We start from the raw sequence: 16,193 nt of genomic DNA on the forward strand, positions 1-16,193 counted from the left end.
GCGCGGGGGCGAACTCTACACTGCCCGGGAAGCGAGGCGTGGATGCCAATCGTGGTGCAGAAGTACGGCGGCTCATCGGTCGCTGACGCGGAGAAGCTCGGCAAGGTCGCTCGGCGCGTGAAGCAGAAGCGGGACGCGGGCTATCAGGTGGTCGTCGTCGTGAGCGCCATGGGCGACACCACGGATGACCTGCTGTCGCTTGCCAAGAGCGTGTCCCAGGACCCGCCCCGGCGCGAACTGGACATGCTCCTCACCTGTGGCGAGCGCATCTCCATGGCGCTCCTGTCCATGGCGCTCCAGGAGCAGGGCGTCCCGGCCATCAGCTTCACCGGCAGCCAGAGCGGCATCATCACCAACGACGCCCACGCCCAGGCGCGCATCGTGGAGGTGCGGCCCTACCGCATCCAGGACGAGCTCGCGCACGGCAAGGTCGTCATCGTCGCGGGCTACCAGGGCGTCTCCTACAAGAAGGAGGTCACGACGCTGGGGCGCGGCGGCTCGGACACCACCGCGGTCGCGCTGGCGGCGGCGCTGGACGCGGAGGCGTGCGAAATCTACTCGGACGTGGACGGCGTCTTCAGCGCGGACCCGCGCGTGGTGCCGGACGCGCGCAAGCTGGAGTCGCTGAGCTACGACGAGATGCAGGAGCTGGCGAGCGCCGGCGCCAAGGTGCTCAACGCCCAGGCCGTGGAGTGGGCCAAGGCGCGCGGCATCACCATCCTCGCGCGCACCGCGCACGGCCAGGGCACCGGCACCAGCGTGCAGGAGCTCGCCGTGCCCACCGACAGCCGCGTGAAGGGCGTGACGGCGGACGCGGAGATGGCCGTGCTCGTCGCGCACGCCAGCGTGCCCCTCCAGGAGCTGCTGGAGTTCCTGGACGCGCGCGCCGTCCGAGGCCGCACGCTCGCCCATGACGGGCTGCCGGGCGCGCCGGGGCGCACGTACCTCGCGGTGCCGCTCGCGGACATCCACGGCCCGGAGGCCCTCCGGCGCGAGCTGGCCACGCGCTTCGGCGCGGGCGTGGACTGGCAGGACGGCTGGGGCACGGTCACCTGTGTGGGCGTGGGCCTCAACGCGGACTGGGTGCCGCTGCGCAAGGCCCTCTCCGCCGCGGAAGCCCTGTCCGCCCGGGTCCATGCGGTGAGCACCTCGCCTCTTCAGGTGACCCTCCTGGTGGACAAGGCGCACCTGAAGACCCTCACGGCCCGGTTGCACCGCGAACTGCTCGGTAGCTGACACGCTCCTCGCCCTCGCAACCCGCGTTGATCCGAGGATTTACGTGCTGTCCCTGGGGACGACCCGACATCCGCTGTCGAACTTCCTTTCCCAATAGGGGCAGGGTGCTTCCCTCTGAGAACCTGATGCCTACCCTCTCCCCCTGAATACCTTGGAGGGGCGGCATGGCTCACGGGCGGCGCTGGATGGGACTGGGGGTGGTGCTGGCGCTCCTGGTGACGGGGGCCTCGGGCTGCAAGGACGCGGGGCCGGCGCCTGGCACGCCTCCCCCGGGGGACCGCCATGATGATCCGCCGCTGAGCAACGACGACGCGGGCGTCATCGGTCCGGACGGCGGCATCGTCGTCCCCGAATATGACGCGGGCATTCCGGACGACGAGCCGGACGCGGGCACGCTGCCCGATGGCGGCAGCGCGCTGCCCGAGCGCGACCCGGACGCCGTCCACAAGGAGAACCAGAAGAAGGGCACCACGGGCTGGCGCATCGACAAGAACGCCAACAGCCGTGAAATCGAAGGCTACCCCCTCAAGGCCACCCTGACGCAGGGCGAGTCGCTGCGCGTGGCGGTGTCCCTGTCCGAGGAGCGCAAGTTCAGTTGGTTCGTCTACCGCCTGGGCTACTACGGCGGCGCCGGCGCCCGCGAGCTGGCGCGCGGCGGCCCGGTGCAGGGCACGCGGCAGGCGGACTGCCCGGCGGATCCGTCCACGGGCGTCATCGCCTGCGCCTGGTCTCCGACGCTGGAGATCCCCATCGGCGAGGACTGGGTGCGCGGCGTGTACGTGGTGAAGCTCGTGCGTGACGACCGCCCGGCGCGCTACGTGCCCTTCTTCGTGCGGGACGCCAACCCGCGCGCGGAGGTCGCGGTGCTCATCCCCACCTCGAACTGGGCGGCGTACAACACCTGGGGCGGCACCAGCCTCTACGATGATCAGAAGGGCGTGATGAAGGCGCACGGCGTCTCACGCGCCTTCCAGTCCTCCTATGACCGGCCCTACTACCGGGGCCAGGGCTCCGGGCACCTGATGACGGACGACCTGAGCCTGGTGACGTGGCTGGAGTCGCAAGACCTGGACGTGGGCTACTTCACCGACGAGGACATGGACGAAAGCTACGACTTCCTGCGTGGCGCGAAGGTGTTCGTCATGTCCGGCCACGACGAGTACTGGTCCTCCAAGCAGCGGGACTCCGCGGACCGCGCGCTTTCGGAAGGGCGGTCCATCATCAACCTGGGCGCGAACAACGCGTACTGGCAGGTGCGGATGGATCCCTCCGCGGACGGCCGGCCGCGCCGCATCGTCACCTGTTACAAGGGCGCGGCCGAGGACCCGTACAAGGACCAGCGCAGGACGGTGAAGTTCCGCGACCTGCCCGCGCCCCGTCCGGAGAACGCGCTGCTGGGCGTGCAGTTCGCCGCGCGCTGGCACCAGTGGCCCTTCCCGACCGTCATCACCAACCCGGACCACTGGGCCTTCAGCGGCACGGGCCTGAAGTCCGGTGACACGCTGTGGATGGCGAACGGCTATGAGGTGGATCAACTGGTGTCCAACGGCCGCCAGCCCTCCAACGTGGAGGTGCTCGCGGAGTCCCCCGCGCTGTCGCTCCAGGGCGGCTTCGGCTTCGCGCACATGGTGGTGCGCAAGCAGGGGGACGCGTACGTCTTCTCCTCGGGCGGCATCGACTTCGTGCAGAAGCTGGCCGGGGTGGGGGACCGCGTGGCGGATCCTCGCGCGGGCCGCATCGTGGCCAACGTGCTCTACAAGGCGCTGGGCCGGAAGCTGCCGGGCGACCTGGTGAAGTTCCAGCCCCCGGCGGCGCCCTCACCCATGGGGCCCTTCGCCGCGTCCGTGACGACGGTGGCGGGGCAGCCCGGCAAGCGCTGCCACGCGGGCGCGAAGGTGGCGCCGGATGAGCTGGGCGCGCCGCTCGCGGTCGCCGTGCTGCCGGACGGCGGCTGGGCGGTGGCGGACTCGCTGGGCAACACGGTGAAGCGCGTGTCGCCGGACGGGAAGATCCGCACGGTGCTCACCAACCTCGCGGGCCCCATGGGCATCGCAGCGGACGCGCTGGGCAACCTCTACGTGTCCGACACCGAGAACGCGCTCATCCGCCGCATCTCCCCGGAGGGCAAGGCGGAGGTGTTCGCGGGCACCACGTGGGGCTATCTGGACGGCCCCGCGCTGTCCGCGGCCTTCAACCAGCCGGCGGGCCTGGCCTTCACGCCGGACGGCACGGGGCTGCTCGTGGCGGACCTGAACAACAGCGTCATCCGCCGCATCGACATGGTGACGCCCGGCCACCCGGTGACGACGCTCCAGGGGGACTGGCTCTACCGCCCCTCCGCCGTGGCCCAGGCCGCGGACGGCACCACCTACGTGGTGGAGAGCGGCATGGCGCGCGTGGTGCGCGTGCGCGACGGCGTCACCACCGTGGTGGCGGGCTCCACGCCCGGCTTCCGCGACGGAGACCCGAAGGAGGGCCAGATGCTGCCGTACCTGGGCCTGGCGCTGCTGCAGGACGGCTCGCTCGCCATCTCCGACCCCGGCAACTACCGCGTGCGCCGGCTGACCTTCAACGCGTCCGGCGAGCCGGAGAAGCTGACGACGCTCGCGGGCAGCGGCCGCTATGGCGCGGACGACGGCGCCGGCAGGGAGGCCCAGTTGGTGCTGCCCGCCGGGCTCGCGGTGGGGCCGGATGGCACCCTCTACGTGGCGGACGCGGGCAACTCGCTGGTGCGCGCCATCCAGCGCTGACTACCGGCCCGGGTTGCGCATGCCGCCCATGGGCGGCGGCGCGTCCATCTCCTGCCGCGTGCGCCGCCGGTCCGGGGTGTCGCGCGGCAGCTCCACGAAGGTGCACATCTCGCAGAGTCGGCTGTAGATGCGCTCGCCCACGCGCTCGCGCAGCAGCTCCGCGTCCTTCATGGCGGAGCGGGCGTCGTCCGTGGTGCGGTAGCCCGAAGGCGCGCTGCTCCGCGCGCCCTTGCGCTCCGGCTCCAGCGAGTAGTTCGTGGCGAAGAGCGTGGTGCGCCCCGCGTTGTAGCGCCGGGCGATCAGCTCATCGAGCGTCTCCATCTCGAAGGGACTGCCGCGCCCCTTGCCCAGCTCGTCGATGGCGAGCACCTCCACCTCCGACAGGGGCCCGATGATCTCCCCGCCGCTCTTGCCGTCCTGGAAGCCGCGCCGGATGGTCGCGTAGAGGAGGGAGATCTCGACGTAGCGGGACTTCACGCCCATCTCCAGCACCAGGTGCCCCAGCGTCGCGGCCATGAGGTGCGTCTTGCCCGTGCCGACAGGCCCGCTCAGCACGAAGCCCTTGTTCGTCGCGCCCTTCACGTACTGATTGGCGAAGTGCATCGCCACGCCGCGGCCGCGGTCCTGCGCCTCGTTGAAGGGCCGGTAGTTGTCGAACGACGCGTGCGCCATGACGCCCGGCATCTGCACGTCGTTGTAGAGCGCCACCCGCGTGCGCCGGAGCGTGCACACGCACGGCTCCAGGACCTCATACGTCCGGGGGCCCACCTTCGCGCTGAAGGTGCCTTCCTTCTCCACCAGCCTGTGCCCGCGTCCACCGCACATCGGGCAGTCCACCGAGCACGGACACACCCGCGCGGTCGCGAGCTCTCCGCGCCGCTCGATGAGGTACGTCCGCCCACCGCACTGCCCACACGCCTCGCCGTTCGCCTTGGCAGCCATCGCGCCCAGCCATAACACCGTCCCCCCTGGCCGTCAGCCCGCTGAACTTTCGTTCAGGCTTCCGGAAAGGGGACAACCCTTCAGGTCTCCTTCATGTCCAGCCGCCGTCTGACGGCCGCCTGGAGCCGGAAGCGCCGGGCCACCCGCCGCGCGCGGGCCGTCATCAACTGTTGTTCACCGGTGCGCGCATCCCGCCACACCGTGCGTCGCTCCGCGAAGGGCAGGGCGCGCAACAGCGCCAGCAGCGCCCACGCCTCCTGCTGATCCATGGCCGCGGGCTCGCGCGGCACGCACGCGAGCACCGTGTCCAACAGCCGGTGCACCCGCGGCGCCAGCGCGGCCTCGCGCTCCGTCAGCGCCCGCAGCGCCGCGCACAGCCGCGCGTGCCGGACCTCCTCCCACGAACGGGCAGGGCGCTTCTTCGAGGACGCCGGAGGGGCTTCTTCTCCCTGGCCCGCGGACAGGTCGCGGTACTTGCGGATCTCCGTCTCCACCTGGCGCCGGCACGCGCGCAGCGAGCGCAGCACCGGCTCGCCGGGCCGCGCGTCCCACAGCGCCTTCTCCGCCGAACGCGAGATGCCCCGCGCCACGACCTCGAAGGGCACGCCCTCCCGCGCCCACGCGGTGACGAGCTCGGTGTCCAGCGCGGACAACATCAGGCCCGCGCCGCGCACCGCGAGGAAGTAGTCCTGCACCAGCTCCTCGAAGCTGGCGCTCTCCGGCAGAAGACTCATGATCCGACAACCACTCCAGGCAGGGCGGCCAGACGAACAGCCGCCAGCCTCCCATACCTGTTGGGGCCTGCCGTGCAACCTTCCTGTCGCTGTCCGGAAGGGTGTTGGCGCACAGCGAAATTGAAGTTTTCCCGCTTGCTATCCGACGGACCGGACGTCCCGTCGTCTGAGTTGACCCGCCTTGCGCAAACCGCGCATAGTACGGGTCCCCTCATGGAAATTCCCGAAGATTCCCGGACACTTGCCAAGCAAGCAGGCGTCCGTGGACGCCGGTTCCCCGCTCCTAGGAAGACCATGCGCCGCTCGCTACTCGTTTGCCTCGTTCTCCTGACTTCCATGGCTTCGGCCCAGGAGAAGAAAGCACTGCGCGACGCTGACCTGGGCAAGAAGTCCACCACCACCGTGGACAAGTCCCTCGCAGGCGACATCACGCGCCCGAAGGAAGCCCAGCAGGCCGCTCCCGCGCTTCAATATGATCAGTTCCGCCTGGGCGTGGAGGTGCAGGTCGCCTCCAAGCGCCGCGAACAGATCGAATCGCTGAGGAAGATCATCTCGCTGTCTCCTGATCAGAAGGAGGCCCCCAGCCTGCTGTTCCGCCTGGGCGAGCTCTACTGGGAGGAGTCGAAGTTCTTCTTCTTCGAGGCCAACCGGAAGGACGACGAGCTCATCGTCGCCATGAACCGCAACGACGCCGCGGGCCAGCAGAAGGCCAAGGCGGAGAAGGCGGAGCTGATGGCGAAGGTGAAGGAGAACGGCAAGTACGCCGTCGAGCAGTACACGAAGATCGTCCAGGAGTACCCGAAGTTCGAGCGCACGGACGAGGTGCTCTTCTTCCTCGGCCAGTACCTGATGGAGGACGGCCAGGACAAGAAGGCGCTCGTCGCGTTCAAGCGCCTGATTGAGAAGTACCCGCAGTCCAAGTACATCCCGGACGCGTACTTCGCCTTCGGCGAGTACTACTTCAACAACTCCAAGGGCAAGCGCCCGGAGCTGGAGAAGGCGCTCGCCGCGTACAAGAAGGCCGCCGAGTTCCCGGAGAACCAGGTCTACGCCTTCGCCCTCTACAAGCAGGGCTGGTGCTACTTCAACATGGGCGAGTACGAGTCCGCGAAGGACAAGTACAAGACCGTGGTCCTCTACGGTGAGCTGGCCGGCGCCGCCGCCGTGGAGAAGGACGGCAAGTCCAAGGCGAAGGGCTCGCTGGTGCGTGAAGCGCGCGGCGACTACGTGCGCGCCTTCGCCCGCGAGGGTGACGTCACGCAGGCCCGCGCGGACTTCGGCAAGGTCGCCACCAATCCGGAAGACCGCTTCGCGATGATGAAGCAGCTCGCGAACCTGTACTACGGCGACGGCAAGGACCGCGAAGCGGCCATCACCTTCAACGCGCTGATCAAGGAGAAGCCGCTGTCTCCGGAGGCCCCCGGCTTCCAGGGCAAGATCGTCGACTGCATCCTGCGCATGGGCAACAAGGAGCGCACCGTGGCCCAGGTGCGCCGGCTCGTGAAGATCATGAAGGACGTCGAGTCCTCCGGCGTCATCAAGGACGACAAGGACAAGAAGGCGCTCGCGGAGGCGAAGGAGCTGTCCGAGCGCACGCTCTCCAACCTCGCCGTCACCTGGCACAACGAGGGCAAGAAGACGCGCAGCGAGGAGACCTTCAAGTACGCGGACGCCGTGTACAGCGACTACCTCACGCTCTTCCCGGAGAACCCCAAGGCGTACGACCTGCGCTTCTTCTGGGCGGAGCTCCTCAACGACAACCTCCAGAACTTCGAGAAGGCCGCCGCCAACTACACGCTCGTCGTCCTCCAGGACGCCAAGGTGCTGGAGGCCAAGGACGACAAGGGCAAGCCCAAGCCGGGCAAGCCGGGCAAGTGGCTGACCAACGCCTCCTACAACGCCGTGCTCGCCTATGACGAAGTCGTCAAGGCGGCGGAAGCGCGCGGCGAGGCGAAGAGCGAGTCCGCCGGGACGGACATCCAGAAGAAGATCGCCATCCCCACGCTGAAGAAGTCGCTGCTCGACGCGTGCGAGCGCTACCTCAAGTACGTCCCCAAGGGCGACAAGCGCGTGGAGATCGCCTTCAAGGCGGCGAACATCTACTACCGCCACAACCACTTCGACGAAGCGGTGCTGCGCTTCTCCGAGATCGCGCTCGGCTACCCCGAGTACAAGTTCGAGGACGGGCAGCGCGCGGCGGAGATCGCCGCCAACCTCATCCTGGACTCGTACAACCTGCTGGGCGACTTCGCGAAGGTCAACGAGTGGGCCCGCCGCTTCTACGCCAACGACAAGCTGGCCACCGGCAAGTTCCGCGACGACCTGGCGAAGCTGATTGAGCAGTCGTCGTTCAAGCTGGTCAGCCAGCTCGAGGAGAAGAAGGAGTTCTCCAAGGCGGCCGAGGCGTACCTGAACTTCGTCCACGACTTCCCGCAGACGGAGATCGCGGACCTGGCGCTCTACAACGCGTCCGTCGACTACTACAAGGCGAAGAGCCTGGATAAGGCCATCGAGGTCCGCAAGCGCCTGTTCGCGGAGTACCCCCGGTCCAAGTACGTGCCGGACTCCATCTACGCGAACGCGGAGGCGCTGGAGGCCATCGGTGACTTCGAGGAGGCCGCGGGCACCTACGAGCTCTACGTGCGCGGCTACGAGCGCAACCTGAACGAGAAGGGCGGCGCCCCGGCCGCGAAGGCCCGGGCGAAGAGCAAGGCCAAGGGCCGCGCCAAGCAGGCCTCCAACGACGACGCGCCCGCGAAGCCCGCGGTGGTGCAGAAGTGGGACGAGTCCAAGGCGCAGATCGCCCTGTTCAACGCGGCCACCTACCGCGAGGGCCTGGGCCAGCTCAAGGCCGCGCTCAAGAACCGCGAGCACTACATCGAGCTGTGGCCCAAGTCGAAGGACGCCGAGGCCGCCTTCCTGTCCGTCGTGGACCTGCACGTGAAGCAGGGCGCGTACATGAAGGCCATCAAGCTGCTGGAGGAGTACGAGCGCGACAACATGCGCTCCCAGAGCAAGTTCCTCATGGCCGAGGGCCGCATCGTCGACATCTACGCGAAGATGAAGAAGACGAACGACGTGCGCCGCATGAACAAGCGCATCTTCGAGTACTTCGACCAGCTTCCCCGCCGTCAGCAGACCGCGCTGGAGAAGCCCGCGCTGGCCGCCGCCGCGCAGGCGAACCTGCTGGCCATCGAGCCGGACTGGAACGAGTTCCGCCGCCTGAAGCTGTACTGGGGCGTGCCGCCGTCGCCGGAGCGCTTCAAGGGCTCGCTGGCCGACAAGGGCCGCGCGCTGGAGGTCGTGCAGAAGAAGTACGTGCAGACCGTGGCCCTGGGCGCCCCGGAGCCGGCCATCTGCGCGCTGCAGCGCATCGGCCTCGCGTATGACCACATGGCGGAGCTGGTGGTGAACGCGCCCATGCCGCGCGGCCTGGACGAGGAGTCGCAGCAGGCCCTGCGCGACGAGTTCGCCAACCAGGCCCAGCCGCTCAAGGACAAGGCCACGGAGGCCTTCTCCAGCGCGGTGGCCAAGAGCCGCGAGCTGGGCGTGTTCAACGACTGCGCCGCGGCGAGCCTGAAGATCCTCCGCACCACCTACGCGCCGGACCGCTACCCGGAGGTGCTGGAGGAGAAGCTGGCGCTGAAGAACAAGGAGCTGGTGCTGGGCGGCGACCTGCTGGCCGCCGTGCAGGACATCCCGCCCCCGGTCACCAAGGTGGAACCGGAGAAGCAGGCCAAGAGCGAGGCGCTCAACGAGGACCTGTCCGCGCTGACGAACGCGCTTCGCCAGCAGACCGAGTCCGAGGTCGCCAAGCCCGCCGCCGCGTCCAAGGACGGCGCCCCCAAGAAGACCGTTGATGATCAGGAGCCGGAGGACTTCCTCTAATGAATCGCCGCATGCACCCGTTCCGCCCCCTCCTGCTGGCCACGCTGGCGCTGACCGCCGTCGGTTGCTCCACCACGCAGACCAACACCCCGGCGGCTGCCGCCAAGCCGGCGGCCGCCCCCACGGGCCCGGTGTCCATCTCCAACCGCGCCATGCTGCTGTTCGATGACGCGGTGAAGTCCTTCGACGCGCAGAAGAAGGCGAAGGCCTTCGACTACCCGTCGCTGGAGCGCAAGTTCAAGGCCGCCCTGGAGGCGGACCAGAACCTGGCGGAGGCCGAGTACAACCTGGGCGTCATCGCCGAGCGCATGGGCAAGCCCGACGAGGCCAAGGCCCGCTACGCGGCCGCGCTCACCAAGAAGCCGTCCCTGCGGCAGGCGTCCGACAACCTGGCCATCATGAAGCAGAACGGCGGCGACGTGGCCGGCGCCGTGGCGCTCTACCAGGACGTGCTCACGCGCTACCCGGACGACGCGGGCTCGCGCGCGCGGCTCGCGGAGATCTACCGGCAGAACAACGACCACGACAAGGCGATGGAGCTGTCTCGCGCCGCGCTCATGCGCGACCCGATGAACACCAACGCCCTCAAGGTGATGATCCGCAGCTACCTGGACCGCAAGCAACTGGCCATGGCGAAGCTCGTCGCGCTGCGCGCGGTGAAGCTGGACAGCACGGATCCGGAGCTGCACCAGGCCGTGGGCCTCATCCTCCTGAAGGAGGGCGACGCGGAAGGCGCGCGCCTGCAGTTCAAGAGCGCCCTGGAGGCGAAGGCGGACTACGTGCCCGCGCACGTGGAGCTGGCCCAGCTCGCGCTCGCCGCGGAGGACTTCCCCGGCGCGGAGGAGCACCTGCGCCGCATCCTGCAGGCGGACGGCAAGAACGCCGCCGCGCACGTGGACCTGGGCATCGCGCTCAAGGGCCAGGGCCAGTACGACAAGGCCATGCAGGAGTACGACGAGGCGGAGAAGCTCAACCCCGAACTGGGCGCCACGTACCTCAACCGCGGCATCATCCTGCACAAGGTGAAGGACGCCCCCGAGCGCGCCGTGGAGCTCTACAAGAAGTACGTCGCGCTGGCCGGCGGCGAGGTCGCGCTCAACGCCGAAGCGCCCGTCTTCGGGCTCCTGCGCGAGGCGGAGAGCATCGTGCAGGCCAAGCGCGAGGCGCAGGCCGCCGAGGCCCAGGCGAAGCAGATGGAGGCGCTCCAGGCCCAGCAGCAGGCCGCGATGAAGGCGGAAGAGGCCAAGCAGAAGGGCCAGACGCCTCCGGGTGGAGCGACGCCCGCGTCCGGCACCGGCACCGCCCCGCAGGCCACTCCGGCCTCCGCCACGGGCGCGCAGCAGTCGGCCGCCACCCCGGCGGGTGGCGCGCAGACGGCCCCTGCCCAGAAGAATGCAGCACAGGCGGACTCCGACGAGCCGACGGACGACCTGCTGTGATGTGGGAGACGCCCGCCAGTGGCTTCACGCTGGCGGCGCGGCTCGGGAAGATGCGAACCTTGTGAGCCCCTCGCTTTTCCAGGCGGGGGCCCACCATGCGGAAACACCAGTGGGCCTTGGGAAGGCCCCACGTGGAGGCAGGATGCGGAAGTGGCTGATGCTGTGCGTGACGCTGTCGGTGGCCCCGGCCTTCGCCCAGGACGAGGGCGGCAAGGCGCAGGGTGAGGGTGGTGGCGCCAGGATGCAGAAGACGACCAGCGTCGACTTCGAGGACGACACCATCGAGGGTGACCTCACGAAGCCGGACGGCGAGTACGTCGAGGCGCGCAAGACCGTGAAGCACTCCAACCTCATCCGCATCCGCGAAGACTTCGAGGACAAGGTGATGCAGTCCGTGGGCGAGCTGTAATCCCCCCACCACGGATTGAACCGGCGGCGGGAACCTTCCGCCGGCACCGTTGTCCAAGAGCGCCAAAGCCTACCGGGAGCCCTCCATGGCCGTACCCCTGACACTCAAGGTCTTCAAGGGCGACACGCTGGTCGCCTCCAAGGACTACGAGCGCGACATCATCAAGATTGGTCGTCTCTCCTCCGCGCACCTGTGCCTGGAGGACGACAAGGTCAGCCGCATCCACTCCGTCATCGAGGTCGCCGCCGACGGCTCCATGTCCATCATCGACATGGGCAGCGTCGAGGGCACCTACGTCAACGGCAAGCGCGTCAACAAGGGGCAGGTCTCCTTCGGTGACGAGGTCCGCGTGGGTGGCACCACCATCCGCCTGGAGAACCCGGCCGCTGTCGCCGCGGTGAACCTGGCCGCCGCCGTCGCGCAGGCGGACGCGCCCACGGACAAGAACCCCACCGTCGCGCCGGTGGCCCCCGCCGCCGCCATCGCGCAGGCCGCGTCCGCGCCTGTCGCCGCGCCCGCCCCCGTGGCCGCGGCGCCCGCGCCCGCCGCGCCGGTGGCCCCCGCCGCCGCGCTGGACGCGTCCGTCGCGCCCACGCAGAAGAACGCCGTGGCGCCCGCGCGGGCCCCCAAGGCCCCCGTGGCGGACGACGACGCGCACGAGGAGCAGGACGCCGCGCCGCGCGTGCGCACCGTGCGCAAGACGAAGTCCAACGGCCCGCAGGGTGTGTCGCTGCGCCTGCTCTGGGGCGACCAGCGCGTGGGCGAGTTCTTCGTGCCCCCCGGCGCGAAGAAGGCCTTCACGGTGGGCAGCGCCAAGGGCGTGGACTTCGTGATGGGCGACGCCAAGCTGGGCGGCCCCACGTTCGAGGTGCTGCGCACGGACGGTCAGTCCTTCACCGTGCGCTTCGCGCGCAAGATGAAGGGCGAGCTCACCCGGAAGGGCGAGACGCTGGACCTGGAAGCGGTGATGGAGTCCGGCAAGGCCTCCCAGGACGGCGACGCCTACGGCCTCACGCTGGAAGCGGACGACTTCGTCTGGGTGGACCTGGGCGGCCTCACGCTGGAGGCGCAGTTCCAGCCGGTGCCCAAGCGCGTCGTCGTGCCCATGGGCGAGAACATCGACTACACGGCGCTCAACATCTTCCTGGTGATGTTCTTCATCGGCACCGCGTTCGTCATCCACTCCATGAACCAGACGGGGGAGGGGGACGAGTACGCGGATGAGCTCGCGGGCAACGACGCGCGCATCGCGAAGCTGATCATCAAGCCTCCGGAGACCCAGAAGAACAAGTTCCTGGAGAAGCTGAACCAGCAGAAGGAGAAGAAGTCGGGCGAGATGGCCCAGAAGCAGCGCGGCGACGAAGGTCAGATGGGCAAGAAGGACGCGCCCAAGACCAACAACCGCACCGCGCCCAAGGGCGACCCGAACAAGAAGGACGAGGCGCGCGCGCTCACCGCGAAGATCTTCGGCGGCGGCAAGGGCGGCATCTCCACCATCTTCGGCAAGGCGGGCCTGGGCGGCGAGCTCAAGAGCGCCATGGGCAACATGTTCGGCGCCAAGGCGGGCGACGCGGGCGGCTTCGGCGGCATGGGGCTTCGCGGCAGCGGCGGCGGTGGCGGTGGCACCGGTGACAGCATCGGCATCGGCGGCATCGGCACCAAGGGCCGTGGCGGCGGCAGCGGCAGCTACGGCACCGGCGTGGGGACGCTCGGCGGCAAGCAGAGCGTGGACGTGGGCATCACCTCGTCGGATCCGGAGGTGATGGGCTCGCTGGACAAGGAGCTCATCCGCCAGGTCATCCAGCGCAACCGCGGGCAGATCCGCTACTGCTACGAGAGCCTTCTCAACCGCTTCCCCAAGCTGGGCGGCAAGGTCTCCGTGAAGTTCGTCATCAGCGCCAACGGCTCGGTGGCCACGTCCAACGTCGCGCAGTCCACGGCGGGCAACTCGGACCTGGAGACGTGCGTGGCCGGCCGCGTGCGCACCTGGAAGTTCCCGGAGCCCAAGGGTGGAGGCTCCGTGATCGTCACCTACCCGTTCATCTTCAAGCAGGCCGGTGACTGACGTAGAATCAACACATCCGTCGTTCGCGCGGGCGGCCCTGTTCCCAGGGCTGCCCGCTTCTTCACTTCAACCTCCCGCCCCCGCGGGAGGCCTGCCCCCCACCAGGCTGCCTCCATGCAGAAAGTCCTTGCTCCTCTTGCCCTGAGCGCCGCGCTCCTCCTTCCCGCGATGGCGGGCGCCCAGGACACCCCCAGCGCCGGTTCCGCGATGCAGGACCGGCCCGCGGTGACCTTCAACGAGGTCGAGCGCGGTGTGTACTTCGGCGTGTACGGCGGTCCCTCGTGGATCACCAACCCGCCCGCGGACTCCGGCCCGCGGCCCTTCTCCTCCGGCCAGATGGCCCAGGTGGAGCTGGGCGTGGACCTGGGCGAGCGCCTGTCCCTGGGCGTCTTCTTCATGGGCTCCGCCAACCGCGCGGGCGCGGAGTACGTCGGCTACTCGCAGGGCGCCGCGTCCGGTGACTTCACCATGCTGGTGCCCGGCGCCGTGCTGCGCGCCCGCCTGGTGGGCTTCGCCGACAGCCAGGAGGTCAAGCGCACCTGGATCTACGCCCGCGCCGGCGCGGGCTACGCGATGTTCTCTCCCAAGAAGCTCCTCCCCGAATCCGACATTCTTGTGTTTGCCGGGCCCGGAGTGGAGTACTACACGCGGCTGCGCCACTTCTCGGTGGGGCTGGAGGTCATGGGGAACTACCTCGCCTCCAAGGGCGCCTTCGGGTTCGCGGTGGCGCCCAACATTCGCTACGCGTTCTAGCGGGAGATTCACGTGGCTCAGGAGAATGGAAGCGGTGGATCGCGTCCGGGTGGACGCGGTCCGAACGGGGGCGCGCCGGGCCAGGGGCCCCGTCGTGACGGACCGGGAGGCTTCGGCGGTCGTGGCGGTCCTGGCGGTGGCCGGGGTGAAGGGCGCGGCCGGGGTGAAGGCCGTGGCCGTGATCGCGACGCCGGCCCGGTGGGGCCCGGCCAGCGGGTCATCGCCGAGCTGAGCGTCCTGGAGAAGGCGCTCTCGAAGAACGACTTCGCGGCGGAGAAGGGTCCGCTGGAGGCCATCGTCCGCTCGCTGCGGACCATGAACCTCAAGTCGCTCGAGGACCTGGACCTCAACACGCGCGGCCGCCTCATCACCACGCTCCTGCGCGTGCAGCGTCAGTCCAAGCCGCCCCAGCCGGAGGCCGGTGCGGAAGCCGCGGCGCCGGAGGCGGGTGCGTCGACTGAAGCCGCGCCCGCGGAGGCTCCGGCCGCCGAGGGTGCAGCTCCCGCCGAGGGCGCTGCTCCGGCCGAGGGAGGCGCGCCCGCCGAGGCCGCCCCCGCGAAGCCGGCGGTGGACCCCGCGAAGGAGAAGTTCGACGGCTGGGTGGACGTGATGTCGCTGGTGGGCCGCGTCTGGCGCGCCGCGGGCGACGCGGACCGTTCCCAGGCGGCCTTCGCGCTGAGCGGCCGCGAGCCGACGCCGGAGCCCTCGGCCCCGGCCCGCGATGAGCGCGCCGAGCGTCCTCCGCGCGGCGACCGTCCGGAGCGCGGCGAGCGCCGGGACCGGGGTGAGCGCGGTGAGCGTCCTCCCCGTGGCGAGCGCCCGGAGCGCGGCGCGGCCGGTGAGCGGCGCGAGCGTCCTCCCCGGGGCGAGCGCCCCGAGCGTGGCGAGCGTCCTGCCCGCGGTGAGCGCCCCGAGCGCGCGCCGATGCCGGAGCTGACGGGCGACTGGAAGGAGCAGGCGACCCAACTGGAAGGCATGGGCCGCACGCGCGACGCGGCGCGCATGCACGAGCGCAACAACAGCTTCGCGGAGGCCACCCGGCTGTTCGAGGCGGGCGGTGACCTGAAGAGCGCGCTGCGCACGGCGCTGTCCGGCCAGGACAACGACGCGGCCCGTCGCCTCGTGGGCACGCTGCCCGCGGAGCAGATCGGCCCCACGCTGGAGAAGGCCGGCGCGTACGAGCTGCTCATGGAGCACTACGTCGCCAAGGCCGACTTCGAGAACGTCGCCCGCCTCTACGAGCGCGCGCGGCAGTTCGACCAGGCGGCCCTCGCGTACGAGCGCGCGAACAAGCTGACCCTGGCGCGCAAGGCGTACGAGCGCGCCCGGGACCTGGCCAGCGCCAACCGCATCCGGGGCCTGGAGGTGAAGGCCCTGGTGGAGCGCGGCGACCGTCTGGGCGCGGCGACCCTGCTGGTGGCCGTGGGCCAGCGGCGCGAGGCGGTGGAGGTGCTGAGCCCCCTGCCTCCTCCCAAGGCGTTCCACTTCATGCAGCGGCTCACCCTGGAGGACGAGGCCAAGGAGCTCGCGCAGCGCGAGCTGGCCCGCGCCGAACAGGAGCAGAAGCCCGCCGGCCGCGCCCGGTGGCTGGAGCTGCTGGGCGACATCACCGCCGCCGCGGAGACGTGGACGCAGGCGGGCCGCAAGGACAAGGCGCTGCCTCTCTACGAGAAGCTCGGTGGGGAGCACCTGCCCCGCGCCGCGCAGATCGCGGAGGAGCTGCAGCAGCGTGACAAGGCCATCGCCCTGTACACGCAGCTCAACGACAGCGCCGGTCTGGAGCGCGCGAAGGCCCTCCCCGAGGCCCCTGCGACGCCCCCCGCGGACAGCAAGGCGGACGCCGCTGACGACGCTGAATCCGCGGCGTCACCGGCGGAAAATGCTTCCTCGGCTGGCGAGCAAGAAAGCCAATAATTCCCGCCGGTTGACGGGTTTTGCATGATTGCCCGGGGGCGCCCGCGGCCGGTACACTCCGGC

At 69.8% G+C, this 16,193-nt stretch carries 10 protein-coding genes; 8 read left to right on the forward strand and 2 right to left on the reverse strand.

All coding sequences use genetic code 11. From position 1 onward, the window contains the following. Positions 1-42: 42 nt before the first annotated feature. Together K8612_RS17830 and K8612_RS39255 are read left to right on the forward strand one after the other, a co-directional pair. Positions 43-1,236 (forward strand): aspartate kinase, encoded by a 1,194-nt coding sequence (locus K8612_RS17830; RefSeq protein ID WP_223741739.1) that lies wholly within the window; start codon positions 43-45, stop codon positions 1,234-1,236. Positions 1,237-1,400: 164 nt separating this feature from the next. Next, entirely contained in the window at positions 1,401-3,986 is a 2,586-nt protein-coding gene (locus tag K8612_RS39255; RefSeq protein WP_306799662.1) for a N,N-dimethylformamidase beta subunit family domain-containing protein, read from the forward strand. Here K8612_RS39255 and K8612_RS17840 read toward each other — a convergent pair whose 3' ends face one another. Further along, positions 3,987-4,928 carry an ATP-binding protein gene (locus K8612_RS17840; protein ID WP_223741737.1) on the reverse strand — a complete coding sequence of 314 codons (942 nt, stop codon included), beginning with the start codon at positions 4,926-4,928 and terminating at the stop codon, positions 3,987-3,989. Positions 4,929-5,008: 80 nt separating this feature from the next. Beyond that, positions 5,009-5,662, reverse strand: coding sequence for a hypothetical protein (locus K8612_RS17845; RefSeq protein ID WP_223741736.1), 654 nt, complete (start codon positions 5,660-5,662; stop codon positions 5,009-5,011). Positions 5,663-5,956: 294 nt separating this feature from the next. On the opposite strand from K8612_RS17845, the gene K8612_RS17850 reads away from it, so the two are divergent. The 6 genes from K8612_RS17850 to K8612_RS17875 all read left to right on the forward strand — a co-directional run bounded on the left by K8612_RS17850 (position 5,957) and on the right by K8612_RS17875 (position 16,130). Then, on the forward strand, positions 5,957-9,550 hold the full coding sequence (locus K8612_RS17850) for a tetratricopeptide repeat protein (RefSeq protein ID WP_223763127.1): 3,594 nt from the start codon (positions 5,957-5,959) through the stop codon (positions 9,548-9,550). Next, complete coding sequence (gene gltE, locus K8612_RS17855; RefSeq protein ID WP_223763128.1) at positions 9,550-10,989, forward strand: adventurous gliding motility TPR repeat lipoprotein GltE; 1,440 nt, start codon at positions 9,550-9,552, stop codon at positions 10,987-10,989. Before K8612_RS17850 ends, gltE begins: the two co-directional genes overlap by 1 nt. 142 nt (positions 10,990-11,131) lie before the next feature. Beyond that, positions 11,132-11,398: an adventurous gliding motility protein CglF gene (gene cglF / locus K8612_RS17860; RefSeq protein WP_223741733.1), complete on the forward strand. Its 267-nt coding sequence runs from the start codon at positions 11,132-11,134 to the stop codon at positions 11,396-11,398. A gap of 85 nt (positions 11,399-11,483) precedes the next feature. Beyond that, a complete protein-coding gene (gene gltG / locus K8612_RS17865) occupies positions 11,484-13,463 on the forward strand; it encodes an adventurous gliding motility protein GltG (RefSeq protein ID WP_223763129.1) in 1,980 nt (659 codons plus the stop codon). Between the two features lie 114 nt (positions 13,464-13,577). Beyond that, positions 13,578-14,216 carry an adventurous gliding motility protein CglE gene (cglE, locus tag K8612_RS17870; protein WP_223741731.1) on the forward strand — a complete coding sequence of 213 codons (639 nt, stop codon included), beginning with the start codon at positions 13,578-13,580 and terminating at the stop codon, positions 14,214-14,216. A gap of 198 nt (positions 14,217-14,414) precedes the next feature. Then, on the forward strand, positions 14,415-16,130 hold the full coding sequence (locus K8612_RS17875; RefSeq protein ID WP_223763130.1) for a DEAD/DEAH box helicase: 1,716 nt from the start codon (positions 14,415-14,417) through the stop codon (positions 16,128-16,130). Positions 16,131-16,193: the final 63 nt, after the last annotated feature.

Source organism: Corallococcus sp. AS-1-6 (assembly GCF_020037015.1).
Classification (GTDB): domain Bacteria; phylum Myxococcota; class Myxococcia; order Myxococcales; family Myxococcaceae; genus Corallococcus.